Below are 24141 nucleotides of genomic sequence, written 5' to 3' on the forward strand. Positions count from 1 at the left end.
GTCCGATGAGGCGTTCGAGCTGCTGCGTGCGGTGTCCCAGACGAGCAATACGAAACTGCGTGAGGTCGCGCGAGCGCTTGTCGACGGCACGGCGGCTCGCGGCTGAGCGGCATCATCGGGGTCACCTGCGGTCAGGTCGACGCCGGCCCTCGACGCCGGCCCGGGTCGGTGCGCGTACGCAGCGGCAGGTGGCCAGCCTACCCGGCATCACCCACATCGAGACGGCACCGGTGATCAAGACCGTCAAGCAGGCCGCGAACCGGACGTAGCGACCAAGCCGCGCACCCGTCGGGCATCATCGCGCAGCCTGCATCAAGTCCGGTTCCTCTGCCACGAACGCCTGCTTGCGTTTGACAATCCACTTTGCCGGTCGCGCACGCGCCGTGAGCGCTCCGGCGGTGCTAGATTCGGGGGTCGGCCGGTCAGATCGATTCGGGGAGTCACCAGGCGTTGGCCCAGCCGCCCGCTCCGCTCCGTGCCCAGATCCGTCTGCAGATCCTGGGCCGGGTCCGCCTGTGGCGGGACGGGGCCGAGCTCGCCGTGGGGCCTCGCCAGCAGGCTGTTCTGCTGGCCGTGCTCCTCGCCCGGGTGGGACAGCCGGTCAGCCGGGCGGAGCTGATCGATCTGCTCTGGGGACAGGAAGCGCCGGCCAGCGCGCTCAACGTGATCCACAAGTACGTCGGCTCGTTGCGCCGGCTCCTCGAACCGGGCCTTACCCTCCGGGAAGCGGGGTCGTACCTCCAGCGGCGTGGCGACGGTTACGTGTTCGGCTGCGGAACCGGCGAGCTGGACCTGGTCACGTTCCGCCGGCTCGTCGAAGCGGGACGCACGGCGGCCGCCGGCGGAGAAAGGGAAGTGGCGCTCGACCGGTTCGTGGAAGCGCTTGCACTGTGGCGAGGGGCGGCCGCCGACGGCCTCGACCAAGCGCCGGTTTTCGTGGCCCTCGACCGTGAGTTCTACGACGCGTGTCTGGTGGCGTCGGATCTGGCGGTACGCCGGGGCCGGCCGGAGCGGGTCCTTGCGGCGCTGCGCCTGGCCGCGTCGATGGCCCCGCTGGACGAAGCGGTGCACGCGGCGCTCATCATCGGGCTGGCCGCCGGCGGGCACCGGGCTGAGGCGCTCGCCGTCTTCCGGACCATCCGGGCCCGGCTCGCCGAGGAACTCGGCATCGATCCCGGAGCGGCGCTGCGCACGGCCCAGCGGCGTGCGCTGACCCAGACCCTTCCCACGGCGGCAGCCGACGACGGCGGCCGGAGCGCCCGAGCGGGCCTGGTCGGGCGGACCGGAGAGCTGGCCGTGCTGCGGGAATCCCTCACGGCGGCGCTCGCGGGCGGAACCGGAATCGTCGTGATCGAGGGCGAACCCGGAGTGGGCAAGACGCGCCTGCTGCGAGAAGCCGCGGCCGAGTCGGAGCGGCGGGGCGCACTCGTGGTGTGGGGTTCGTGCCTGGAGGGTGCGGGAACGCCGTCGATGTGGCCGTGGCTGGAAGCGGTCCGGGCCATCCTCGAGAGCCTCCCCGCCGCCACGCGCAAGCCATGGCTCGACGGTGAGCTCGGCCGCCTGATCGCGTCACGCGACGGCGGAAACGGCGTCCGGCCGCTGCCGGAGAGCGGCACCCAGTTCCGCCTTTTCGAGCAGGTGGTGGCCCTGGTCCGGGAGGTGGCGGACCAACGCCCGGTGCAGATCGTCATCGATGACCTGCACTGGGCCGACACCGCGTCGCTGCAGCTCCTCGGTCACCTGGTCGCCCGGCTGCCCCACCGTACGGTGATCGTCGTCGTTCTCCGTGATCGCGCCCCCGCACCCACCGCGGCGCTGTCGCGGACGCTGGGGGCGGTCAGCCGGGTGCCGGGACACCGTCGCATCCGGCTTCGGACGTTCACCGTCGACGAGGTGGCGGAGCTGCTCCACCGCGAGTCCGGCCGGGACCCCGGTGGGGCGGCCGCCGAGATCCACGCCCGCACCTCGGGTAACGCCTACCTCGTTTTGGAGCTGTCGCGACGTCTCGACGGCGTCTCGTCCTCCGCCGGGGCCGTCCCGGCCACGGTCCGCGACGTGGTCAGGACGCGGACGGCCGATCTGGCGGAGACGGCGCTCGATCTGCTGCGGCTCGCGGCGCTCATCGGGCGGCAGTTCGGGCTGCGGCTGCTGGTCGCCGCGCTGGAGCTCGACGTCCAGGCCTGCCTCGACCTGCTCGAGCCCCTCGGCTCGCTGGGCCTGGTCGAGCCGGTCCTGGACGATCCGTACACCTTCCGTTTCTCCCACGACCTCGTCCGGGAAGCCGTGGTGGCCGGTCTTCCGGTGGCGCGTACGGCCGCCCTGCACCTCCGGATCGCGGACGCGATCGAACGCGGTGGCGGCGCCGACGAATGGGTTGCCGAGCAGCTCGCGTACCACCTGTGGGCATCCGGCCCGCTGGCCGACCCGGTCCGCACGGCGACTGCGCTCGTGCGCGCCGGCCGGCACGCGGTGACCAAGTTCGCCTTCGAAGCCGCCGAGCGGCATCTGCAGGGGGCGGCCCGCGTCGCCCGCGAGGCCGGCCAGGCGGAACTCGAGCTGTCCGCGGTGTCGCTGCTGGCCACGGTGTTCTGGAGCCAACACGACTTCGTCCGTTCGTACGTCGAGATCCTGGAACGCGCCCGGCACCTCGCCAAGGACCTCGGCCGGACGACCCAGGCCACCGAGTTCCTGCTGCTCCGCCTGGCCCTGGCCACCAGCGGCGCCCGGCCCGAGCGCGGTCAGCTCGCCCGCCGGCTGTTCGAGCAGGGCGAGGCCGCCACGGACCCGGCGCTGCGCTCGTTCGGAGCCGCGGCATGGGGAATCCGCCAATGGGATCTCGGCGACATCACCCAGTCGTTGCGATACCTGCGGGAAAGCAGCAGGGTGCCACTCGACGCCGTGCCCGCTCCAGAGCGGGACCAGCTGCCCCGTGAGGTGGTGACGATCCGCCCGTTGCTGCAAGCCGTGGTGGAAACCATGCACGACGAGCTGGACGCGGCCCACGCGCTGCTCGACGACCAGGAAGCCGGCGCGGGCGACGATCCGCAGTCGATCGCCGTCTGGGCCCACTTCTCCGCCATGGCGGCGGCCATGGCCGGCGACCTCGACCAGGCGACCCGAGCCGCCCGGCGGTGGATCGCCGCGGACCCTGGGCACATCTTCCTCTCCGTCGACTCGTACCTGAGAATCACCTGGTGCTGGGTGCGGGCCCTGACCGGCCACGATCCGGCGGAAGCCGCGGCCGAGGCCGAGCAGGTCCTGGTCACGACGCTGCTCGACCCGCCGCGGTTCGGCATCGCGTTCCACTACGGGCTGATCGTCGACATGTTCCTCGCCGCGGGGATGACCGAGCAGGCGCGTGCCGCCCTCGAGCGCGCCGAGTGGTTCCTCCAGGCGCACGGCCAGCGGTACGCGGAAGGCCTGCTTCTGCTGCTACGGGCACGACTGCTCCACGCCGCCGGCGAGCCCGACGTGGTCGTCCGCGCGGCGGCCGAGAAGGCCAGAACCCTGTCGATCGAACGCGGTGCCCACCTGTTCGCGCGCCGGACCGAAGAATTCCTGGCCGGGCTGCCCGCACCTTGTTGACGCGCAGTTGACGAGCAGTGGATCGCTCGCCGCAGCCGCTCACAAGAAATCGTGTCGGATCTCGTTGGATGCGGGTGGACCGCGAGAGAGAGGAACGACGCGATGCCTTTCATCACCACCTCCGACGGCGTGGACATCTTCTACAAGGACTGGGGTACCGGCCGGCCGATCGTCTTCAGCCACGGGTGGCCGCTGTCGGCCGACGACTGGGACGCCCAGATGATCTACTTCCTGCACCAGGGCTACCGCGTGATCGCGCATGACCGGCGTGGCAACGGCCGGTCGTCACAGGTCGGCACCGGCAACGACATGGACCACTGGGTCGCCGACCTGGCGGCGTTGACCGAGCACCTCGATCTGCGCGACGCGGTGCACATCGGGCACTCGACCGGTGGCGGCGAGGTCGCCCGATACGTCGCCCGGTACCAGGACCGCGTGGCGAAAGCGGTGCTGGTCGCCTCGCTGACGCCGAACATGGTGCAGACCGAGGACAACCCGGCCGGGCAGCCGCCGGAGTGGTTCGACGCGGTGCAGGCGGGAATCGTGGGCAACCGGTCGGAGTTCTTCCGGGAGGTGCCGGAAGGCCCGTTCTACGGCTACAACCGGCCGGGTGCGGTGCCTTCGGAGGCGGTCATCGCGAACTGGTGGCGGCAGGGCATGGCCGGCAGCATCCAGGCCTCCTACGAGACGGTGTTCTCGTGGAAGGAGGACTACACCGCGGACCTCGAGCGAATCACGGTTCCGGTGCTCGTCATGCACGGTGAGGACGACCAGATCGTGCCGTTCGGCAGTTCGGTGCCGCGGGCGCTCGAGCACCTGAAGAACGGAACGCTCAAGACTTATCCGGGGTACCCGCACGGCATGCTGACCACCCACGCCGACGTCCTCAATCCGGACCTGCTCGCGTTCATCCAGTCCTGACCGAGGACAACCGGGAACGGCCCGTGACCGCTTCGGGCACGGGCCGTCCGGCGGCAAGCGCACGATCAGCGATGAGAGTGCGTTGGCGTGGCAGTTCGCGGAGCACGCGTTCACCAGCAGCGGCAGGTCTAGTGCCTCGGCAAGAAACGTTGACGTTGTCATCGTGTCGCGTGGACATCCGGGCTGGTGATCGCGAGGTTGGCGGTGGAGGTGAGGCTGGTGGCGCGTCAGCCGGAGGTGTTCGCGCGGTCGTTGGAGCCGGAGGAGGCTCAGCGGCTGGTCAAGATCACAAGGTCGGCGAAGGACCGGGTGCGACTGCGGCGATCCGGGATCGTGCTGGCCTCGGTGCAGGGCCGGTCCGCGGGTGAGATCTCGGAGATGTTCGCCGCGACCGAAGGCTATGTGCGGGAGGTGATCCACGCGTTCAACGACTCCGGGTTCGCGGCGTTGTCCCCAAAATGGAGGGGCGGCCAACCTCGTAAGTTCGGGCCGGCCGCCCGTGAGCAGATCTGCCGCATCGCCGCCTGTAAGCCCGTTGAGCTGGGATTGCCGTTGACGACCTGGAGCCTGAGCAAGCTGGTCGAGTATCTCGCCCAGCACGCTCGGCTGGTGGTGAGCACCGAGACCGTCCGGCAAATCCTGCGTAAGGAGGGCGTGTCGTGGCAGGCGACGAAGACCTGGAAAGCCAGCAAAGATCCGGACTTCGTAGCCAAGAAGACCCGTATCCTTGACCTCTACGATCGCCCGCCCGCCGACGGGCGGGTGATCTGCGTCGACGAGTTCGGGCCACTGAACCTGCAACCCCGTCCCGGCCGAGGCTGGTTCCCCCGCGGCCGCCCGGCCCGGCTACGCGCGACCTACACCCGCACCGCCGGGGTCCGGCACATGTTCGCCGCGCTCGACCTCGCCACCGGGCAGATGTTCTACCGGTTCCGCGACCGCAAACGCTGGCCGCAGTTCCTCGACTTCTGCAAGCAACTCCGCCGCCGCTTCCCGGCCGGGAAGCTCTACCTGGTCTGTGACAACTACGGACCCCACGGCAAGGCGGAGGTCAGGGCCTGGTGCGCGGCCAACGGCATCGAGCTGGTCTACACGCCCACCCACGCGTCGTGGTTGAACTGGATCGAGTGCGAGTTCACCGCGTTCCGCTACTTCACCCTCGACGGCAGCGACTACCCCAACCACGCTGCTCAGGAGGCCGCCATCGCCGGGTACCTCCGCTGGCGCAACCGCCACTGTCACCCGAAACGCCGCTTCGCGGTCAACTCCAAGATCCGTCGCCCGGATTACCTTCCCAACGTTGCTTGATGCAGCACTAGTAGCGTGTCGCTGCTTAGTTGTGGTGTGCGTGGCTGGGAGGCTGTTGTCCGGCAGGCCCCTTTCCCTGCCGGACAAGGATTTCTGTCATGGCGTCACTGATGAAGCGGCCGGTCACGTTGTCGGCGCGGGATCGTGAAGAGTTGATCCGGCTGACCACCACGGGTGTGCATCCGGCATCGACGATCAGGCGGGCACGGGTGCTGCTGGCGCTGGACACTTCGGTGGGCGAGCCCGATCCGAAGGAGGTGATCGCGGGCCGGCTCGGGGTCTCGGGCGAGATGCTGCGGCTGGTCGCCAAGCGGTTCGCCGAGGCCGGTGGCGATGTGCTGGCCACGGTGTCGCGCAAGAAGCGTGACCGTCCGCCGGTGCCGTCCCCGGTGACAGGGGAGGTGGAGGCCCGGCTGATCGCCCTGGCATGCTCGGCGCCGCCGGCGGGGCATGCGCGATGGTCGTTGCGGCTGCTGGAGAAACACGTCGAGCTCACCGAGGACATCCCGAACCTGGACCACTCCACCATCGGCCGGGTTTTGAAAAAACGGAACTGCGTCCTCATCTGAGGAAGTGCTGGAATATCCCACCGCGGGCGAATGCGGAGTTCGCCGCTCGCATGGAGGACGTGCTGGCGGTCTATGCCCGGCCGCACGACGCCGGCCGCCCGGTCGTGTGCATGGACGAGAAACCCTTCCAGCTACTCGGCCACGTCCGTGATCCGCTGCCCGCCCGGCCGGGCAAGGATGCCTGCCAGGACAGCGAATACGTTCGGTGCGGTACCTGCTCGATCTTCGTGTGGGCCGAGCCCCTGCGCGGGTGGCGCCGTGTGCACGCCCTGGCCCAGCGAACCAAGATCGACTGGGCCGGGCAGGTCAAACAGCTACTGACCGTCGACTATCCCGACGCTGAGACCGTGGTGCTGGTCATGGACAACCTCAACACCCACGGCATCGCCTCGCTCTACGAGGCCTTCGCGCCCGATGAGGCCTTCGCCCTCGCCCAGCGCCTGGAGATCCACCACACCCCCAAACACGGATCCTGGCTCAACATCGCCGAGATCGAACTGTCCGCCCTGTCACGGCAATGCCTCGACCGACGCATCAACGACCTCGACACCCTCAACACCGAACTCACCGCCTGGCAACACGCCATCAACACCGAGCAACGCAAGGTCCGCTGGCAATTCACCACCGACGACGCACGCGTCAAACTCCGCCACCTATACCCCAAGAATTAGCCGCGACACGCTACTAGTTAAGCAGTTCGAAGGTAGCTGATGGCGTGTCACGGCCGCAGGATCGCGCCATATGCCATGCCAGATGACCAACCCCGCGGTGCGCCGGAGGCAGTCTGTCGCGTCCGATGGCAAGCCAACCGTCCGGTGCGCCGATGACTCGCTGAGGCTCCGCCGCAAGAGTAGCGATTGCGAAAGCGAGCGCGTCCGCGCGTAAAGCGTCATCTAGGGCGTCGGAGAGCAGCACCATGCCGTGAACTTGCCCTTGGTCATCGACGCCGACTGCTACACAGCCAGCAGTGCCACCGCATGCGTCATCTGGGACGTCTCCCACGCTGGTCCCAGTTTCAGCGGCTAAGGCGTACAGTCGTGAAAGGGGTGTTGTTAGCAACGGGTCGTCGACAGTGCTCTGATTATCTGGTGTCTCGTCCTGGCGACCGACGGTCACGCCGCACACGGGGCACGGGACCATGTCTGCATCCGGACCTCCGCCAGATGATCGCATGACGATACCTCCTGACTTGTAGACTAATCGGCCTTGCCATTGAAGCTGAAGATGAACGCATCGCCAACTGGCCCGAGATTTGACTACTCCGTAGGCTGCGAGGATCGCGGCCTACCTGTCGCAGGTCAGTAGTAGTGATTTTGTTGCTAACAAGCCGGACCTCGAACCCCGGAAAGTTCGCGACCAAGCCCATGGTCGAGGATCGGCTTCATGTTTTACGCACTGCTCCGGTGAATCCAGCGATGAAAAGGGTAGCGAAGGCCCACGCGAGTAGTCGAAGTATCCAACCGCTGACAGTAAGAATCGCGCCGGGAGTAGTGTTGGTGTATTCGCAGTGAGTCCGGGCACCGGTGCTGATCAGCGGCGAACCAAGGTCTAGGCCAACGCCGATGTATTCAACCAGTGTGCAGCGGCCAGTGGTCGTGTTGCCTGGCGTCTGCACTGTGGCAAGGCCGCCGTGCTTACCGAGGACGGCGGCTAGGGCGGAGGCGACGACGAGCACGCCTAGCAAGCCAAGCAAGGCTCTCCAAGGTTGGTAACCGTATCCAAGAGTCAGCCCGGTTAGACGTGTCCAGGCCCGTTCGCCGCGACCGGTAAGAGCATGGCGGTGCAGTTGGGCACGACGTTGTTCGATGAGGATTCGGCGCGCTTCGTGGTCGTGTCCGGCTGCTCGGTGCGCGGCCGCCAGTTGCTGATAGGGCTGGGCCGCGTATTCGGACGTACCCTCTCGCAGAATCTGTAACCACGAGTCGGTATCAATGCCTTTGGGCAACCCGCTGTAAACCAACCCATTTACGTCAAGTCGCCGCTGGGGATCGCGGTGCGTCAGTTCCTTCGGGGAGAATAAGAAGAATCCGCCGACTCGAAGACCGGCGAGGTGGGCTGTAACGCGGGCGCCCCCGCCAGTGAGGCATAGTTCGCCCTGGAGAGATACATTGCCCTCGACCTGCAAGCGATCTGCGCTCAGGGCTACGCCGGAGCTGTTACACACTGTCGCATCGGTACAAATCAGCTGTGCGCCGAAATTTCCACCATTGAATATAAGCGTGCCGCGCTCCCCGGCGCCGACGGCTTTGAATCCGCCGTCTATGGTCACGTTGTCGCCAACCTGAAGTCCGTCGGCGTCGATTGCCGGACCTGAGGGGTTGTGTAAATGTGCTCCTTCGAAATCCAGTGTGCCGTCGATGTGGCCACCCCTCAGGCATATGGTACCGTTTTCTCCGGCGCCGATGGCTTCGAATTCGCGACGGAGAAACATGCCGTGACCGATATGAATAACGCGAGCTTCAAGTGCAGGCCCGAAATCGTTGCGCAGCATTGCGTGCCGACAATCCAGCGAGCCGCCTATCCGGGCGGCGCGCAGCCATACGGCGGCACGATTTCCCGAGCCGATCGCCTCAAATCCGCCCCGAAGAAACGCCTCTTGTTCGATGTGTAAGCTGTCGGCATCGAATGCGGGGCCGGAGTCGTTGTGAAGCTTTGAGCCGCTGCAGTCTAGTCTGTCTAGGTGGGCGCTAGAAAGCCGAATTGCGCCACGATTGCTGTGTGCGGTAATTTCTGTTTCGCTGCACGTAAAAACTGCTGCGGAGAGTCCAGCTGCATCGAGGGCGGGTTCATGTGAGTTACTGAGTCGGCATCCCTTCAAAATGATAGCTGGCAAGTGTGCGTCTCGGGCATTAATCCCTTCGCTAAGTAGGCAGTATCGCAGATCGAGCGCGACCGTGCTCGTGATGTTCTCCAAGTCGACGCGGCCCGCGATGCGAGCTCCGCGAAGGCGTAGCCCGTGCGGGTCCGCGTCGCCTGCCAGGCGCCCTCGGATGATGTGGCGCAGAACCTGCGCGCGGACGCTTCGGGACTCATCCCATGAACGCATGGCGGTCTCGTCGATGGGGGCATCGCCAGCTAAATCGAGTAGTTTCCCGCTCTCCACGTGCTCGACCAATGCGCGTTCGACCGGGGTGAGTGCGCTTAGGCTCGCAGGCATGGCCATGCCTGGGAGTCGGGCGTAGGACACGAATTGTTACTCGCCGCCCTGTTTGTAGAGTTCAACGCAGGTCGCGGATCTCAGTGGGTAACGTGCAAGATCGTTTATCGTCGGTCTTCGACGGCGATTGCTTACCGGGCTTTCTAATAGTTCATCTGGGAAGCATCTTAGAGACTGAGGGTTGTTGCTATCGAGCAAGATCGTCCGGGCACACGAGTTCGATAACCCGCCGCGACTGTCGTCGACGTATTTCACCGGCGCCGACCTGCGCATGGCCGACCTGCGCGGAGTCGACATCCGAAAGACGATCATGAACTACGCGGACCTGCGGGGGGCTGCGCTGCGGGACGCGTGCCGACGCGGGACCCAGCTTTACCGAGCCGATCTACGTCACATCTCGTGGGTTGGTGCAAGCCTGACAGGTGCAGATTTGACCGGAGCGAACCTCGGTGATTCCGACGGCCTCGACGCTAGCCAGCTGGCTGACACGTTGATCGACAACACGACACTCCTTCCGCAAAGCCTGCAAGGGAACCCCTGGGTAGCAGCGCGAATTGCCGACTGCGAGCGCGCTAACGCAATCGAAGATCACGGCTGTCCGCCTCGTACTGCCCAACCTCCGTCAGGCTAGCTCGAATTTGCCGCTTTGATCATTTGCCCTCTTGGGTTTGCCGGTGTACCAATCTCAGCATCCAGGCAGGGTCACGACGGACCAGAGTTGCCCCGGTGAATTCGAGCTGACGTCTTTGCCGGCAACTCCACTCGGCTCCGGCGCACGTGAGCTGTCGCTCTCAGCGCCGATGTTGTCCAGCAGCTCGAAGGTCCATCGCGCGGTTGCTGTGAGGCCGGTGAGCGGCACAGTCACACCCAAGGCGTACATAACCGCAACGTTCTCCACTAGGAGCGCGGTGAGCACCACAGCGTCGACATGGGCGACGGCTGTCTCGCCGGACTAACGGCTGGCCCAAGTCGCGGTGTCGTCGACGCTAGTGCGCCGAGGTGTCCCCTGCTGAGAGAACCTCGGCGCCGAGGGATCCTTTCGTCGATTTCTAGGCAGCGCGGTTGGTGCTCAAGACGCTTGCCGAAGTCCATGCGTGGATTCAAGGCGGTTACGCCGACGGATAGGGGCGCAGGGAGATCCTGTAGCCGAGCGCAGCTATCGACTCGATGATGAGCGGGTACGCCGACTCGAACGCGTCAGCCACAGCCTCCAGTCCAGCCGCCACCGTGTCGGCGACGAGATTCTCATCGGCAGCAGGGTCAGGGCTGGCCACGTGCCACTGAAGCGAGCGCCAGTGTCCGCTGGGCGTGGATTGCCAGGCACCGTCACGTGGGGATCCTGTGTCGAGTGACTGCGGCCGGTGGCGGTGGAAGTCCGTCCCCCGTCGTTCGTCGAGCGCAATGAAGGCGCTGTCGGCGCAGAGCACGTCGACGACGTCGGCTAACGCCTGGCAGGGAGCTGCTTGCGTCAGCCTCGCTGCCTCTTTCAACTGGGCGCGGAACTTGGCGTTGCTCGGCGAGACGGTCGTCCATGCGTCTCGGGATTCCGACCCCGGAGCGAAGGCAAAGTCTTTCTTCCGATTCTTGGTGGCGAGGTATGCCGATGCTGCGTCGTGCAGCAGCATGACCCGCAGGACAGTGTTGCCGAGGTTGTGAGTTGCACCGAGGCAAAAGTGCGCGGCCAGTTCGGCGAGGGCCCGCACTCCCATCCGTGTGTGGAACTTGTCTCGCTGGTCTTTGGTCTGGTTCCAGCGCTGGACGTCCTGCTCGGCTGTCCAGGCCAACGCGATCTGCTCGCCAGCGCTTCCCATGAGGCCGGTGATCTCATTGACGTGATTAACCTTCAGCTGGTCCGGCGGCCCGGCGAAACTGCCGGCTGAAAGAAGCTCGCTCGTCGCACCCTCCGAAGCGACCTCTTGCCATGTCATGCCGGTCGTGCGAATCCTGATCCGCGGATGGTTAGTGGCGATCATGTTTTCTTTCGTGGCGTTCCACGCGAGAGTCGACAGTGCCATGCTGGAGGTGTACTGAAAAGTCATCGATTTCCTACTGCTCTGCTCGTGGGGTTCATGCGGCGGGCGTTGGAATCGCCTTCCAGGTTCAGCGGTGCACCGGGTTCACCTCGACAGTCTCGGAACCGCGCTTACCGCTGAGCGTCGGTCAAGTTCGCTCCTGTCAGGTTAGTCTGCGAGAGATCCACCCCGCGCAAATCGGCTTTCGACAGGTCAGAGTTCGTTAGATCTGCGCCGACGAAGCTGGCGTGCCGTAGGTCAAGACCCTGGAACCTGGCGCCAGCTAAGCGGCCTGATTGAACGTGGTTCCTGCGAGGCTCTTCGCGGCTGTGAACGTCGCGTCTGGGAGCTGTGCTCCTGTGAAGTCCGCGTGGTCGAGAGTGGCGCCCGTGAAAGTGGTCAGCGGAAGGTTTGCGTACCTAAATGACGCAGCCGTAAGGTCGGCTGCGTAGAAATCCGGAGCCACTGCGTACGTTTTGATCGATTGGTTAAGGTCGATATAAGATGAAGCCGATGTCGGACGTGGTGTCGCCTCGTCCTTGCGGGTTTGATCCAAAACCGCACGCCGAAGATTCGTGCCAGCGAATATGGTGTTGTTGAGTGCGGCTCCGGTCAGGTTCGCGTCGGACAGGTTGCCGCTGGTTATATTGGTTCCCAGCCATACGCTATTCGTTAGACGGGCCCCGGCGAGGTTGCTCCCCGTAAGGCTTACACCGGCCATGTATACCCCATACAAGTTGGCGTCAGACAAATTTGCTTCGCTTAGGTCGACGTTGGCTAGATCGTATAGCCTGAAGTCGAGATGAGCGAGGCAGCTGCCTTTCAGGTCGGCCTGGACGACGGAGGGGTCTCGTGAGGGAGGGTCGCTGGCTGGTCGGCGGGTCAGAACGGTCAAGGCGGCGCCCAGATCGGTGGGGAGTAGAGGCTTTGGCGTCTCCGACGATGGTGTTGAACAACGGGCGTTGTTACGAATGAATCCGCCGAGGATGTTGGTGATCGTGCCAGCGTCTCGGGGTGAGTCGCGGGCGAGACGTTCGAGAGCGTAGATGCCACCGAGTCGAATGTCGGCTTTTTCGGAGCCGAGCTGTTCTACTGCGCGTCCGAATCTGTCCGTGTACTGACCTTGTTCGGTGACAGCGTTCTGCTGGCGAGTAGCATCGAGCGTCTGGTTGGTGATGTACACGGCTGCTACGGCCGCGGCTGCAGTGCCGAGGGACGCGGTGAGGGCGACTGCTTTGGCTCCCTTGCCCCAACCGGCCCAGCTGCCGACCCGGAGCAGAACGCGTTGCCAACAAGGGGGCTCCGGCGGCGTGGGAGTGGAGGTCGGAACGCGAAGGCGGGACGAGCGTAGTGCGCGAGCCGAGATGGCACTGGCCGGGACCCTGCGTGGTGGCTGCGGTCTGTCGCCGCTCATGAGGACGTCTCCGTTGTTTGTCAAACTGCATGTGAGGGCTACGAACTATCCGGTAGCGCGGCGCTCCGGCGATCGTCGTGTCGGTGAGGCTGTCGTTGACGATGCGGACACCGTCGTTGTCGGAGGCTTGAAGCGCGACCGATGGTTCGTTGATCGCCTACGGACATGATCACCCAATCGACTCGGCAGCGTCTCGGGCACTGCCGACACCCGACGAGCGAGGCCGGCCGATGACGACTGAGGTCGTCGAACACTGAATCCTTCCGTCAGACGATCTTCTGCTGAACGAACGTCGTTGCAGCGTGTAGTGGTGTTACTGCTGAAGTTCTTTCAATCCGGCCTCGTGAGCTGTATCAGCGCCCGGTCTCTGCCGAGAACCTCTCGGAGGCTCTGGGGGTAGGCACGCAACGATCGCGAACTCTGGTGAAGCTGGTACGGGCAGAGCGGAAGCCGTCCGCGTCGCAGGCCGGGCATTCAGTGTAGTCGATGAGGGTTGTTGGTTCCGGCGAACTCGTCAATGTAGCCGGCTCAGGAAACCTCGGTGCGGGCAGCGATGAGGACGAGAGCATCGAGACATCGTGGCGGCGCCGTGGATTTGGGCCCCTTTAGGACGTCGGGATGGAGCCGATGGATTTCTACTCCTGAGGAAGGTCTTGATGTGGGGGGTAGTCAGTGTCGCCGGGATGAAAGATCCGCTCGATGTGCGAGGGCGGGACGGGCGCGCGGTGGATGACGTCGACGGTGAGGCTGGTCAGACCGAGGGCGGCGGCCACGAACGCGTTCGCGAGGCCGGGGAACACCTTCGTTGTCGGTGAGGAGCGGAGATCGAGTTGGGCGACCACGATGCTGGGGATGCCCATCGACCGCAGTTTCGTGTTCATCGGGTTGTCGGTGTGAACGTGAGGCATGTAGATAGCTTCACCGCCCCAGGCTGCGAGAAGAAGGTTCAGCCCTCCCGCATCTTCAGTGAGGGTGGTCTTGGACGGAAAAAAGCAGATCTGTCCGACACGGTTATCGACCAGGGCCATACTCTGGATCAGGGTCGCGTGCTCGTCCTTTGTCAGGTAGCCGCGCTTTACGGCTGTGTCGAGCCGGTCAGTACCAAGTTTGTCGTCGAACAGGCGCAGTCCATGGGCGCGAATGGTGTCGGTTTCGTGTGCCAGTAACCGGGTGGCGTGGTAGCCGCGCAAGAGGTAGCCGTCGAGCAGTTGGTGGACTTCCGCTTCGCGTTCCCAGAGGCCGAGATCGGAACAGGGGAACTCGGCGGGGTCATCGATCAGGTGCCGCCGTTGCTCGACCAGCTCGTGCACCCGTTGTGCGAACTGGTCTGGCCACGTGCCGGAGTCGTCGACGTCGACGACCGGGGTGAGCTCGGGGATCACGGGGCTACTCTAAGGGTTCGGTATATCAACAGCGTCGACGACTTGCTTGCACGGCTTGTCGAGGGCAGTGCACGGGACTTTCGTCCACGGGACACTGAGCTTAGGTCCTAGCGGCGTAGTTCGCGTCTTGCGGCGTGGACGGCCCTGCGGCGTGGACGGCCCTGCGAACGCGTTGTAGCAAGCTGAGGCGTGGCGGCCGCCCTGTGGGGTGTTCCAGCGCGGAGATCGCGGTTGCCCGGTCCCGCTCGGCGGTTTCGGTAGAGGTGATGATGATCAGTACTGCCGCTGCGCGGAGCGCGAGCGCGGCGGTTCTACCGTCGACGTCGTCGGTGAAGCCGTGGGCGATGTTGTTGCGGACGTTCTTGCCGTCGCTGAGCAGGAACGACCGTAAAAACCTTGCCCAGTCTTGATCGAAGTGGTTTTCCACCAGGGGTTCGAGGAGTACGCCGAGGCCGCCAAACTGCCCGATGCTGTCTCCGACGTAGGCGCGGTATACGGGTTCGTTGAGTTCGAGTAGCAGTGCGCGTGCAGCGGCCTCGACCTTGGGCACGGCGAGGTGCGCGCTGGCGGTGAACTCGCGCACCCAGTACAGGCGAAATGCGGTCGCCAAGACTGCGGCCCACTGAGGGCGGCATTCGGACGAAGCCAGGAAGTCAGTGAGCTCGTCTTGGTTCGGGATGCCGAAGCGGTAGGCGATCAGATCGAGTCCCCTGGCCAGGAGATCGCCCCGCATGGACATTTCCAGAGACTCGATGTCGACCAGGTCGGCTGCCAGAGCATCCTCGTCGCTGGTGCTGACTTTCTTGGGAAGGTCGTTGTGGCCAAAGGAGATTCGTGTCGCGAGCCGGAGGAAAACAGAGTTGCCGAAGGTTGCCTGGGCTGTCTTCTTGTTGACATCGTAGGAGCCGGACGGAGCACCGGTCGCAAGCCACGCCTTCAGCGCGTCCTGCCATGTCGGGGCATACCGGTAGGGGCGCATGAAGGTCGCTACCCAGTGCTGGGGTGGTGAGAACCAGTCCCCGCTGATCGTGGCCCACTCCGGGGGTGGAGCCTTCTGCAACCGCGCCGTCGCGTCGCGTTCTAGGTCTTGCACACCGAACTTGCGGGCCAGCGATGCCGCTTGCGACAGGCTGTAACGGATGGTCATGCCGTCTGTCTGAGCGTCAGCTTGCGCGATGAACGCGGCGATCTCGGCCCGGTTGGCCTTTTCAACCATCGTTTGGTCGGCGGAGAGGCGGGCGCGCACGACGGTCGCGGTTTCTGACACTAAGTGAGGCTGAGGGTATGCGCCCAGCGCAGTGTCGAGCAGAGCGACCGCGCGCGGATCTGGTGCTCCGTCGTTCTTCCGCCGGCGGACCAGGATGGCGTCCAGGAGGGGCAGTGCAGCGTGGGGGTCATCCCGGGCACTGACTACCTCTTCGGCCTTGTCCAAGATCACCGCGGTGAGTTCCGCTTCAAGGTCACTTAACCCTACTGATCGAGTGATAGTCAGTGCCCGCAGAAGGCCGTGGCTCTGCTCACGCGAGCGAAGGCTCCCGCCGAGGCATGACAGATAGGAACGAGCTGCGGTTTCAGCGTGATCACGGCTGTTCCTGCCGCCTAGCCGGAGCGTGAAGACGATGTCGTGGCAGCGCGCGAGTGCGATCGGATGGGTCACCGCGGCGGCGAGGTCGAGCCACAGTGCGCGGACCTGATCCCCGGTCGCTTTGAGCGCCGGTGGGTACAGAGACTGTTCGTCATCCAATTGTGAGAGGCTCGCCCCCGGCTGGGCCGAGCCTAGCCGTTCCGCCGATAGCATGTAGTGGAATGTGCTGGTCAGGGCCCTCACTGCGTGCGGGTCGGGGTCCGCTTGGCGATCGGCGGCAAGATTGCCGATCCGCCGGCCCACTTCGTGGACGTGCTCGACGCCCTCGCAGGCGGCGTCGACCAGCTGCGCGAGCACATCGACCCTGGCTGGATCGTGTGTGTACTCCTCGGCGGTGTCAGCGTCTACGTGGCCGTCGTTCATGACCGGATAGTCAAGCAGAACCAGGCGCGGGGCACCCGCGATTTCTCGTCGTGTCAGACGCGCCTGAAAATGGCGTGATCAACTGCAAACTCGTGGGAAAATGCCCGGATGCGTGAACTAGGTGGCCAATGCTCAGTGGGTGCAGTTCGAGGCCCCGCTGGCGTACGCGGTCGTCGGCGCCACCGTGGTCTTCCTTATTCGACGACGCGAATTCGCAGGTGACCGATCGAGTATTGGAGCCCAACAAGGAGCCGCATGTGGGCTGTGATCGCCGTAAACGAGCGTCGCGTATCAGTTGCAGTTCGGCGCAGATCAGCAGCGACCGGAGCGGTCGGCAGCTGCGATTGGCGCGGGCCGGTCGGCGAGCGGACCTCCTTCGCGAAGCAGGTCGCCGAGAGCTTCCAGCGGTTCGGGAACGAGGCTGTACCAGCTCCACGTGCCGCGACGCTCGCGCGTGAGGATGCCGGCGGTGACGAGTACCCGCAGGTGGTGGCTGAGTGAGGGCTGGGGCATGTCGAAGTCCTCGGCGAGGTCGCAGAAGCACGCTTCGCCGCCGGGTGAATGCCGGATCAGGGACACGAGCCGGATCCGGACCGGGTCGGACAACGCCTTGAACAGCTTCGCGGCCGTCTCGGCCTCGGTGTCGCTGACGACCGCGGTGGGCTCGGCCAGCAGGAGGGTCACGGCGACCGGCTTCGGCCGGACGTGACCGTTGTGCGTGGCCATGGCTCCTCCTCGACGACTCGTGTGACCTCGGCGGTGTCGATCGTACCGCAGTTGGATTGACAAGAGTCGATCCAAGCGTCTTCAATTGCATCGGCAGACTTCGATCCAAGCCGGTTCGCTCGAGGAGAGCCCCATGACGCACGCCACGGACGGCCTGCCCGCACGCGAGGTCGGGCTGCAGCTGGACCGCATCGCCGACGAGCTCGCCGACCGCTTCCACGGCGTCTTCGGCCGCGAAAACGCCGAGCTATTCGTGCGGGAGACCTACGACCTGCTTGCCGAGCACGCGACGGTCACCGTCCACTTGCCCGCGCTGACCGCCCGGTTCGCCCGCGAGCGCCTGGTCGACCTCGGCCGGGCCGAAGGTCTGACCCAGGTCACCGTCCCGCAGGTGCTGTTCCTCTGCGTCCACAACGTCGGCCGCTCGCAGATGGCCGCCGCGTTGCTGGACCACCACGCCTTCGGCCGGGTCACCGTGCGCTCGGCGGGCTCGCAGCCCACGGGTGAGATCCCGGAGATCATCACCGCCGCGCTGCGGGAGCTGCACGTCCCGCTGGAGGCCGCCTACCCGAAGCCGCTGACCGACGAGGTGCTGCGCGCCTCCGACGTCGTCGTCACCATGGGCTGCGGCGACGCGTGCGCGATCTACCCGGGCAAACGCTACCTGGACTGGGACATCCCCGACCCGGATGGCGAACCGCTGCACATGGTCCGCCGCATCCGCGACGAGATCGACCGCCACGTCCGCGGCCTGCTCGACGAACTCGGCAACCAACCGTGAAAGGAACCTCCATGTCCCGCACTCCCGAGGTGCTGTTCGTCTGCGTGCACAACGCCGGCCGCTCGCAGATGGCCGCCGCGCTGCTGCAGCACTACGCGCTCGGCCGGGTCGCCGTGCGCTCGGCCGGTTCCGAGCCGGCCGACAAGGTCAACCCCGCCGCCGCCGAAGCGCTGGCCGAGTGGGGCCTGGACATCACGGCCGAGGTGCCGACCAAGCTCTCGACCGAGGATGTCGAAGCCTCCGATGTCGTGATCACCATGGGCTGCGGCGACACGTGCCCGATCTTCCCCGGCAAGCGCTACCTGGACTGGCCCCTCGATGATCCGGCCGGGCAGGGCGTCGACGCCGTCCGCCCGATCCGCGACGAGATCGACCGCCGCGTCCGTACCCTGCTCGCCGAGCTCCTCGACGCCTGACCACCCGACGACCTACTTCTGGAGGCACGGTCAGTGACTGAGACCGCCGACAAGACCGCCACCCCAGCCGACGCCGACGTCCTGCACAGACTGTCCTTCCTGGACCGTTTCCTCCCGGTGTGGATCATCGCCGCGATGGCCGCCGGGCTGGGCCTGGGCAGCGTGATCCCCGGGCTGCAGGGCGTGCTGGAGGCCGTGAAGATCGGGCAGGTGTCGCTGCCGATCGCGCTCGGCCTGTTGCTGATGATGTACCCGGTGCTGGCGAAGGTCCGCTACGACAAGCTCGACACCGTCACCCGCGACCGGCGCACCATGGTGCTGTCGCTGGTGCTGAACTGGATTCTCGGCCCGGCGCTGATGTTCGCCCTGGCGTGGCTGCTGCTGCCGGACCTGCCGGAGTACCGGACCGGGTTGATCATCGTCGGCCTGGCCCGCTGCATCGCCATGGTGATCATCTGGAACGACCTTGCCTGCGGTGACCGCGAGGCCGCCGCGGTGCTGGTCGCGTTGAACTCGGTGTTCCAGGTGATCATGTTCGGCGTGCTCGGGTGGTTCTACCTCGACCTGCTGCCCGGCTGGCTGGGCCTCGACATCCAGAGCGTCAGCTTCTCGCCGTGGGAGATCGCGCTGAGCGTGGTCATCTTCCTCGGTATCCCGCTCGCCGCGGGCTACCTGTCCCGCCGCGTCGGTGAGGCGCGGAAGGGCCGCGAGTGGTACGAGGGGAAGTTCCTGCCGAAGATCGGCCCCGTCGCGCTCTACGGGCTGCTGTTCACCATCGTCGTGCTGTTCGCGCTGCAGGGTGAGACCATCACCTCCCGGCCGCTGGACGTCGCCCGGATCGCGGTGCCGCTGCTGGCGTACTTCGCGATCATGTGGGGCGGCGGCTACCTGCTCGGCAAGGCCTCCGGGCTGTCCTACGCGCGGACGACGACGCTGGCTTTCACCGCGGCGGGCAACAACTTCGAGCTGGCGATCGCGGTCGCGATCGGCGTGTTCGGCGTGACCTCCGGGCAGGCCCTCGCGGGCGTAGTCGGCCCGCTGATCGAGGTGCCCGTGCTGGTCGGCCTGGTCTACGTCAGCTTGTGGCTGCGCAAGCGCTGGGTCGACAAGGCCGTGCAGCCGAAGTGAGCACGACGAAGGTAGTGGTCATCGGCGGTGGCCAGGCCGGTCTCGCCGCGGGCTACTACCTGCGCCGCGCCGGGCTCGACTTCGTCATCCTCGACGCCCAGGCCACTCCCGGTGGTGCGTGGCCGCACGGCTGGGACTCGCTGCGGTTGTTCTCCCCGGCGCAGTTCAGCTCGCTGCCGGGGTGGCCGATGCCGCCGTATCCGAGCGAGTGGTATCCGCCGGCCGGGCATGTCGTGGACTATCTGACTGCCTATGAGAAGCGCTATGAGTTGCCGATCCGCCGGTCGGAACCGGTGTCCGCGGTGTCCCGGACGGAGGGTGGTCTGCAGGTCGCGACCGACTCGGGAACGTGGTCGGCGGAGGCGGTGGTTAGCGCGACCGGGACGTGGTGGCGGCCGTTCCTGCCGCTGGTTCCGGGCAGCTTCGCCGGCCGCCAGCTGCACACCGTCGACTACCGCAACCCGGATGAATTCGCCGGGCAGCGCGTGGTCGTTGTGGGCGGCGGAAACTCCGGAGCGCAGATCGCGGCCGACCTCACCACCGCGGCCGAGGTCACCTGGGTGACCAGACGCCCACCCCGGTACCTGCCCGACGAGGTCGACGGGCATGCGTTGTTCGATGCGGCCACGCGGCGCCGCCGGGTGCTCGACCGAGGTGAAGCCGACACCGGTGGCGTCGCGGCGCTCGGCGACATCGTCGCGCTGCCCCCGGTCCGCCGGGCCCGCGATGCGGGGCTGCTCACCGCGAAACCGATGTTCGCCCGCTTCGACGAAGACGGTCCGGTGTGGAGCGACGACACCCGGTTGCCCGCGGACACGGTCATCTGGTGCACCGGATTCCGCCCCGCCCTGTCCCACCTGGCCCCGCTGCGGCTGCGCGGCGCCGACGGCCGGATCGCCACGCACGGCACCCGCGTCGTCGACGAGCCGCGGCTGCACCTGCTCGGCTACGGCGACTGGACAGGCCCGGCCTCGGCGACGCTCATCGGCGTCGGCATGACCGCGCGGGCCGCCGTCGCCGACATCACGAGCCACCTGGATACGGGCCGATGAGCGTTGCCACCCTTCGTCCATGAGGCATGAACTGTTCAGTCCTTGCTGATATGACAGTGAGCGCTGTACTGTCCGATTCATGCTGACGTGTGAGACGCGGGGCGCTGCGCTGGCCCGGCTCGGGCGTGCACTGGCCGACCCGACCCGCTGCAAGATCCTGGTGTCGTTGCTGGACGGGGTGAGCTACCCCGGTCAGCTCGCCACGGAGCTGGGGTTGACGCGCTCGAACGTGTCGAATCACCTGGCGTGCCTGCGCGGCTGTGGCTTGGTCGTGGCGACGTACGAGGGTCGCCAGGTGCGCTACGAGCTCGCGGACGCGCACCTGGCCCGTGCGCTGAGGGAGCTGGTGCAGGTGGTGCTCGCGGTCGACACGGCGGAGCCGTGCGTGGACGACGAGCAGCCGGTGGCGGTGGACCGATGAGCGGGGACGCCGGCAAGCGGAGCGAGCTGCCACTGGCCACCGTGCAGGACAGCTGCACCGACGGCTGCTGTGCACCGGAAGCCGTCGCGACGGTCGATGCACAGAGGCGGGCCGTGCTGTCGCGGCGGGTGCGGCTGCTGGTCGGCGCGACCATCACCTACAACGTGATCGAGGCGGTCATCGCGATCTCGGCCGGCTCGATCGCGTCGTCGACGGCGCTGATCGGGTTCGGGCTGGACTCGGTGATCGAGGTCGCCTCGGCGGCCGCGGTGGCGTGGCAGTTCTCCGGTCAGGATCCGGAAGCCCGGGAACGGACGGCGTTGAAGGTGATCGCGGTGTCGTTCTTCGCGCTGGCCGCCTACGTCACGGTGGAGTCGGCGCGGTCGCTGTTCGGCGCGGAAGCGGCGGAGCACTCGACGGTCGGGATCGTGCTCGCCGCGGTGTCGCTGCTGGTGATGCCGTTCCTGTCCGCCGCGCAGCGTCGCGCGGGCCGGGAGCTGGGGTCGGCGAGCGCGGTCGCGGACTCGAAGCAGACCCTGTTGTGCACCTACCTCTCCGGTGTCCTGCTGGTCGGGTTGCTGCTGAACTCGCTGTTCGGCTGGTCGTGGGCCGACCCGATCGTCGCGCTCGTCATCGCCGCGGTCGCGGTGAAGGAAGGCCGGGAAGCCTGGCGCGGCGAGCACTGCTGCTGAACCACTGAGCTCGGTCTCAGCTCCTCGGTGAGACGCTGAACCCGGACGAACGGGCTTGCCGAGAGGACGGCGCCATGGACCGGCAGGCAGTGCACGAGCAGTGGGAACGCGACCGCGTCGCCTTCCACGAGCTGGTGGCCGCCGCGACGTCCGCGGAGCTGCGGCGCCGGTCCGACGGCACGCGGTGGACCAACCAGCAGCTGTTGTTCCACTTGGTGTTCGGCTATCAGATCGTGCGCGCCCTGCTCGTCCTGGTCCGCGTGTTCGGGCGGCTACCGGACCCGGTGAGCCGCGAATTCGCCGCGGCGTTGAACGCGGTGACCCGGCCGTTCCACGTGATCAACTACCTCGGTTCGTGCGGCGGCGGCCTGATCGGCCCGCACCAGGCGGCGCGCTGGCTCGACCACATCATCGCGTCCCTGCACCGCAGCCTGGACCGGACTGGCGAGGCGGATTTGGCGCGTGGGATGCACTACCCGACGCGCTGGGACCCGTTCTTTCAGCCTTACATGACCCTCGCCGACATCTACCGCTACCCGGCCCAGCACTTCGCCTTCCACCAGCGCCAGCTCACCCTCAGCCCGTGACCGAAGTCGCCAGGCGCCGGACCGTGGCGGCGACCAGGCGGGTCGCGGCGACGAGAGTGTCGGTCTCGACACGGTCGGCGGTCTCGGCCGGGGTCTGATAACCGGGCATACCCATCCCGATCCCGACCGCGGGCAGCCCGACGGCGGCGTAGCGACGGTTGTCCGACGCCATGGCCCCGGCGCGCAGCGGAACGCCGGTCTCACGGCCGGCCTGGTCGAGCGCGGCCAGCAGGGCATGCGCCGGGCCCCCGGCTTCGACGGCCGCGGCGTCGCCGAGCCGGGCGGCCCCGTCGACGTTGAGCACCACCGTGCCGGGCGCGACCGTCGGGGCGTGGTGGGCGGACCCGCGCGCACCGGCTTCCTCGGCATCGAGCAACGCGACCGCCAAGCCGACCCCATCAGGCAAGGAGCCGGCGAGCAGCCGGGCCGCCTCGAGGACCACTGCGACCCCGGAGGCGTTGTCGGCGGCGGCGGACAACCGCTGCCCGGGATCGTCGCCGACGCCATCGAAGTGCGCGGTGAGCAGCACGTCCAGTGCGCCGGGCTGGCGCAGCCTGCCGTGGATGTTGGAGCCGGAGGTCTCGACGGTGCGCAGCGGCATCGACGCGGTGACCAGCTCGCCGACGGTCATCTGCTGGTGCAGCTCGGCGCGGACCGCGAGGACCGGCAGGTCGCCGGCCGGTGGGCCGGCGATCATCTTCGGCATCCACCCGGCCTCGTCGGTCCCGCGAGGCACCAGCAGCCCGGCCGCGCCGTCGCGGGTAGCTCGCGCCGAAACCCCCAGGTCCGGCGCGAGCACCCAACGGCCACCGAGCCGATCCGCGGTCGCGGTCACCAGCTCACCGGTGCGCGGCCCGGGCAGCTCCGCCGACGCGAGGTGCTCGACGAAGTCGCGGCGGTGCACCAGCTCCCGCTCACCTAGCCGCAGCTCGGGCGTCCGGTACAGCTCGCGCACGACCGCCGGGAACCCATCGGCGCTGACTGTGGCGCCGATCGCGCGCAGCTGTTCGGCCAGCCAGGCCGCCGCCGCGCGGCCGCCCGGCGTGCCGACCCGGCGGCCGGTGAAGCGGTCCGCGGCCAGCTCGGCGACGGTGTTCCGCAGACTGCTGCCGGAGACGGCGGTCGTGGCAGTTGCGGTCATCCGCAGCAACCGGCGCCCTGCGCCACGGCGTCGGCCTTGGCGGCCGGGTCGCAGCAGGCACGGGCCGCGGTCGCCGCTTCGGCGGTGCCGCAACACGTCGCCGCCGCCGCCGCCGTCGTCGTGGTGGTGGTGGTCGGTGCGGTGCCGCAGCAGCCGCTGGCGGCCGGCGGGGTGAAAGCCTCGGCTGGGTCGCCGGCGAATCTGCCGATCGTCTCGCTCGTCATCGGAACTCCTTGAAGTGGTTGAGGTTCAGAAGCGGGAAGGAAGCTGCAGTGCCTGGGTTCGGGCCCGGTCGAGCAGGGCGTCGGCACGGCACTGGCCGGTGCAGACCTGCGCGCAGGACTCGCAGAACTCCACCGTCCCAGCGGTGCGGAACAGACGTCGGATCAACGTGATCATGAGGCGACCTATCTAGACGTTCATCTAATCAACGTGGCCTAGTTTGCCGCTGGATTAGATGGATGTCAATATAGATGGGTGGCTAAACAGAGGATTGAGTTGCCGGTGATCGCCGAGGGGTGCTGCGCACCGCTGGTCGCGGCGCCGCTGACCGCCGAGCAGGCGGTCGACCTGGCCAGGGCGTTCAAGGCCCTGGGTGATCCGGTGCGGTTGCGGCTGCTGTCGCTGATCACCTCGGCCGAGGGCGAGTCTTGCGTCTGCGACCTGACCGCGGCGTTCGACCTCACCGGGCCGACCATCTCGCATCACCTGAAGGTGCTGCGCGAAGCCGGTCTGGTCGACAGCGAACGCCGCGGCACCTGGGTGTACTACCGGCCCCGCGTGAAAGATCTCGGGCAGCTCAGCGCGCTGCTGGCCACGCCCGGTCTGGCTCCGGCCTGAG

25 protein-coding genes are annotated in these 24141 nt (G+C 66.8%); 15 read left to right on the forward strand and 10 right to left on the reverse strand.

Translation table 11 applies throughout. The features are described 5' to 3' along the window. The 6 genes from CF165_RS53985 to CF165_RS50910 all read left to right on the forward strand — a co-directional run. Positions 1 to 106, forward strand: a 106-nt coding sequence (locus CF165_RS53985) for an ANTAR domain-containing protein (protein WP_143268900.1), incomplete at its 5' end; no start/stop codon positions are given. Between the two features lie 344 nt (positions 107 to 450). Beyond that, positions 451 to 3585: an ATP-binding protein gene (locus CF165_RS48265; protein ID WP_093954327.1), complete on the forward strand. Its 3135-nt coding sequence runs from the start codon at positions 451 to 453 to the stop codon at positions 3583 to 3585. A 102-nt stretch (positions 3586 to 3687) separates the two neighbouring features. Next, positions 3688 to 4506, forward strand: coding sequence for an alpha/beta fold hydrolase (locus CF165_RS48270; RefSeq protein ID WP_093954328.1), 819 nt, complete (start codon positions 3688 to 3690; stop codon positions 4504 to 4506). A gap of 219 nt (positions 4507 to 4725) precedes the next feature. Next, positions 4726 to 5814: an IS630 family transposase gene (locus CF165_RS48275; RefSeq protein WP_093954352.1), complete on the forward strand. Its 1089-nt coding sequence runs from the start codon at positions 4726 to 4728 to the stop codon at positions 5812 to 5814. Between the two features lie 98 nt (positions 5815 to 5912). After that, positions 5913 to 6383: a helix-turn-helix domain-containing protein gene (locus tag CF165_RS54190; RefSeq protein WP_240522193.1), complete on the forward strand. Its 471-nt coding sequence runs from the start codon at positions 5913 to 5915 to the stop codon at positions 6381 to 6383. After that, positions 6272 to 7054 (forward strand): IS630 family transposase, encoded by a 783-nt coding sequence (locus tag CF165_RS50910; protein WP_240522194.1) that lies wholly within the window; start codon positions 6272 to 6274, stop codon positions 7052 to 7054. The genes CF165_RS54190 and CF165_RS50910 overlap by 112 nt, the downstream gene beginning before the upstream one ends. A 710-nt stretch (positions 7055 to 7764) precedes the next feature. Here the strand turns inward: CF165_RS50910 and CF165_RS50915 are convergent. Then, positions 7765 to 9546, reverse strand: coding sequence for a hypothetical protein (locus CF165_RS50915; protein ID WP_143268904.1), 1782 nt, complete (start codon positions 9544 to 9546; stop codon positions 7765 to 7767). Positions 9547 to 9724: 178 nt separating this feature from the next. On the opposite strand from CF165_RS50915, the gene CF165_RS53990 reads away from it, so the two are divergent. Further along, a complete protein-coding gene (locus tag CF165_RS53990) occupies positions 9725 to 10171 on the forward strand; it encodes a pentapeptide repeat-containing protein (RefSeq protein ID WP_205661230.1) in 447 nt (148 codons plus the stop codon). A gap of 478 nt (positions 10172 to 10649) precedes the next feature. Here CF165_RS53990 and CF165_RS48295 read toward each other — a convergent pair whose 3' ends face one another. The 6 genes from CF165_RS48295 to CF165_RS48330 all read right to left on the reverse strand — a co-directional run bounded on the left by CF165_RS48295 (position 10650) and on the right by CF165_RS48330 (position 17082). Beyond that, positions 10650 to 11579 (reverse strand): hypothetical protein, encoded by a 930-nt coding sequence (locus tag CF165_RS48295; protein ID WP_093954329.1) that lies wholly within the window; start codon positions 11577 to 11579, stop codon positions 10650 to 10652. Positions 11580 to 11683: 104 nt separating this feature from the next. After that, entirely contained in the window at positions 11684 to 11764 is an 81-nt protein-coding gene (locus CF165_RS53995) for a pentapeptide repeat-containing protein (RefSeq protein WP_369126877.1), read from the reverse strand. A gap of 71 nt (positions 11765 to 11835) precedes the next feature. Next, positions 11836 to 12735 (reverse strand): pentapeptide repeat-containing protein, encoded by a 900-nt coding sequence (locus CF165_RS48305; RefSeq protein ID WP_158226967.1) that lies wholly within the window; start codon positions 12733 to 12735, stop codon positions 11836 to 11838. An 866-nt stretch (positions 12736 to 13601) separates the two neighbouring features. Next, on the reverse strand, positions 13602 to 14348 hold the full coding sequence (locus CF165_RS48310) for a hypothetical protein (RefSeq protein WP_093954331.1): 747 nt from the start codon (positions 14346 to 14348) through the stop codon (positions 13602 to 13604). Positions 14349 to 14448: 100 nt separating this feature from the next. Further along, positions 14449 to 16356 (reverse strand): hypothetical protein, encoded by a 1908-nt coding sequence (locus CF165_RS50920; RefSeq protein WP_143268906.1) that lies wholly within the window; start codon positions 16354 to 16356, stop codon positions 14449 to 14451. A 312-nt stretch (positions 16357 to 16668) separates the two neighbouring features. After that, positions 16669 to 17082 carry an ArsR/SmtB family transcription factor gene (locus tag CF165_RS48330; protein ID WP_093954335.1) on the reverse strand — a complete coding sequence of 138 codons (414 nt, stop codon included), beginning with the start codon at positions 17080 to 17082 and terminating at the stop codon, positions 16669 to 16671. Positions 17083 to 17215: 133 nt separating this feature from the next. Between CF165_RS48330 and CF165_RS48335 the strand changes: the two genes are divergently transcribed. The 7 genes from CF165_RS48335 to CF165_RS48365 all read left to right on the forward strand — a co-directional run bounded on the left by CF165_RS48335 (position 17216) and on the right by CF165_RS48365 (position 22159). Then, positions 17216 to 17863: an arsenate reductase ArsC gene (locus CF165_RS48335; protein ID WP_093954336.1), complete on the forward strand. Its 648-nt coding sequence runs from the start codon at positions 17216 to 17218 to the stop codon at positions 17861 to 17863. An 11-nt stretch (positions 17864 to 17874) separates the two neighbouring features. Further along, positions 17875 to 18279 (forward strand): arsenate reductase ArsC, encoded by a 405-nt coding sequence (locus tag CF165_RS48340; RefSeq protein WP_093954337.1) that lies wholly within the window; start codon positions 17875 to 17877, stop codon positions 18277 to 18279. A 33-nt stretch (positions 18280 to 18312) separates the two neighbouring features. Further along, the gene (gene arsB, locus CF165_RS48345) at positions 18313 to 19407 is read left to right on the forward strand and encodes an ACR3 family arsenite efflux transporter (protein WP_093954338.1); all 1095 of its coding nucleotides are present in this window, start codon (positions 18313 to 18315) and stop codon (positions 19405 to 19407) included. Next, positions 19404 to 20459, forward strand: coding sequence for an ArsO family NAD(P)H-dependent flavin-containing monooxygenase (locus CF165_RS48350; protein ID WP_093954339.1), 1056 nt, complete (start codon positions 19404 to 19406; stop codon positions 20457 to 20459). The genes arsB and CF165_RS48350 overlap by 4 nt, the downstream gene beginning before the upstream one ends. Positions 20460 to 20538: 79 nt before the next feature. Beyond that, positions 20539 to 20880, forward strand: coding sequence for a Cd(II)/Pb(II)-sensing metalloregulatory transcriptional regulator CmtR (cmtR, locus tag CF165_RS48355; RefSeq protein WP_093954340.1), 342 nt, complete (start codon positions 20539 to 20541; stop codon positions 20878 to 20880). Further along, positions 20877 to 21572: a cation efflux transmembrane domain-containing protein gene (locus tag CF165_RS48360; protein ID WP_205661231.1), complete on the forward strand. Its 696-nt coding sequence runs from the start codon at positions 20877 to 20879 to the stop codon at positions 21570 to 21572. Before cmtR ends, CF165_RS48360 begins: the two co-directional genes overlap by 4 nt. Before the next feature lie 74 nt (positions 21573 to 21646). Further along, the gene (locus tag CF165_RS48365) at positions 21647 to 22159 is read left to right on the forward strand and encodes a DinB family protein (protein WP_093954341.1); all 513 of its coding nucleotides are present in this window, start codon (positions 21647 to 21649) and stop codon (positions 22157 to 22159) included. Here CF165_RS48365 and CF165_RS48370 read toward each other — a convergent pair. The 3 genes from CF165_RS48370 to CF165_RS51590 are packed head-to-tail and all read right to left on the reverse strand — an operon-like array spanning position 22149 to position 23699. After that, positions 22149 to 23300 (reverse strand): M28 family peptidase, encoded by a 1152-nt coding sequence (locus tag CF165_RS48370; protein WP_093954342.1) that lies wholly within the window; start codon positions 23298 to 23300, stop codon positions 22149 to 22151. The two genes, CF165_RS48365 and CF165_RS48370, sit on opposite strands and share 11 nt — an antisense overlap. Further along, positions 23297 to 23524, reverse strand: coding sequence for a hypothetical protein (locus tag CF165_RS48375; RefSeq protein ID WP_093954343.1), 228 nt, complete (start codon positions 23522 to 23524; stop codon positions 23297 to 23299). The genes CF165_RS48370 and CF165_RS48375 overlap by 4 nt, the downstream gene beginning before the upstream one ends. Before the next feature lie 25 nt (positions 23525 to 23549). Further along, positions 23550 to 23699, reverse strand: a complete 150-nt coding sequence (locus CF165_RS51590) for a hypothetical protein (RefSeq protein WP_158226968.1) — start codon at positions 23697 to 23699, stop codon at positions 23550 to 23552. Between the two features lie 105 nt (positions 23700 to 23804). On the opposite strand from CF165_RS51590, the gene CF165_RS48380 reads away from it, so the two are divergent. Further along, the gene (locus tag CF165_RS48380) at positions 23805 to 24140 is read left to right on the forward strand and encodes an ArsR/SmtB family transcription factor (RefSeq protein WP_439098562.1); all 336 of its coding nucleotides are present in this window, start codon (positions 23805 to 23807) and stop codon (positions 24138 to 24140) included. The last annotated feature ends 1 nt before the right edge of the window (position 24141 follow it).

It is taken from the genome of Amycolatopsis vastitatis, from assembly GCF_002234595.1.
GTDB classification, from domain to species: domain Bacteria; phylum Actinomycetota; class Actinomycetes; order Mycobacteriales; family Pseudonocardiaceae; genus Amycolatopsis; species Amycolatopsis vastitatis.

Bases quoted from the DNA above. Each gene is read 5' to 3' on its own strand.
- CF165_RS50920 (WP_143268906.1), bottom strand. From the start codon at position 16,356: ATGAACGACGGCCACGTAGACGCTGACACCGCCGAGGAGTACACACAC.
- CF165_RS50910 (WP_240522194.1), top strand. From the start codon at position 6,272: ATGGTCGTTGCGGCTGCTGGAGAAACACGTCGAGCTCACCGAGGACAT.
- CF165_RS50915 (WP_143268904.1), bottom strand. From the start codon at position 9,546: ATGGCCATGCCTGCGAGCCTAAGCGCACTCACCCCGGTCGAACGCGCA.
- CF165_RS48330 (WP_093954335.1), bottom strand. From the start codon at position 17,082: ATGGCCACGCACAACGGTCACGTCCGGCCGAAGCCGGTCGCCGTGACC.
- CF165_RS54190 (WP_240522193.1), top strand. From the start codon at position 5,913: ATGGCGTCACTGATGAAGCGGCCGGTCACGTTGTCGGCGCGGGATCGT.
- CF165_RS48335 (WP_093954336.1), top strand. From the start codon at position 17,216: ATGACGCACGCCACGGACGGCCTGCCCGCACGCGAGGTCGGGCTGCAG.
- CF165_RS48370 (WP_093954342.1), bottom strand. From the start codon at position 23,300: ATGACCGCAACTGCCACGACCGCCGTCTCCGGCAGCAGTCTGCGGAAC.
- CF165_RS48360 (WP_205661231.1), top strand. From the start codon at position 20,877: ATGAGCGGGGACGCCGGCAAGCGGAGCGAGCTGCCACTGGCCACCGTG.
- CF165_RS48295 (WP_093954329.1), bottom strand. From the start codon at position 11,579: ATGACTTTTCAGTACACCTCCAGCATGGCACTGTCGACTCTCGCGTGG.
- cmtR (WP_093954340.1), top strand. From the start codon at position 20,539: ATGCTGACGTGTGAGACGCGGGGCGCTGCGCTGGCCCGGCTCGGGCGT.
- CF165_RS48365 (WP_093954341.1), top strand. From the start codon at position 21,647: ATGGACCGGCAGGCAGTGCACGAGCAGTGGGAACGCGACCGCGTCGCC.
- CF165_RS48270 (WP_093954328.1), top strand. From the start codon at position 3,688: ATGCCTTTCATCACCACCTCCGACGGCGTGGACATCTTCTACAAGGAC.
- CF165_RS48375 (WP_093954343.1), bottom strand. From the start codon at position 23,524: ATGACGAGCGAGACGATCGGCAGATTCGCCGGCGACCCAGCCGAGGCT.
- CF165_RS51590 (WP_158226968.1), bottom strand. From the start codon at position 23,699: ATGATCACGTTGATCCGACGTCTGTTCCGCACCGCTGGGACGGTGGAG.
- CF165_RS48340 (WP_093954337.1), top strand. From the start codon at position 17,875: ATGTCCCGCACTCCCGAGGTGCTGTTCGTCTGCGTGCACAACGCCGGC.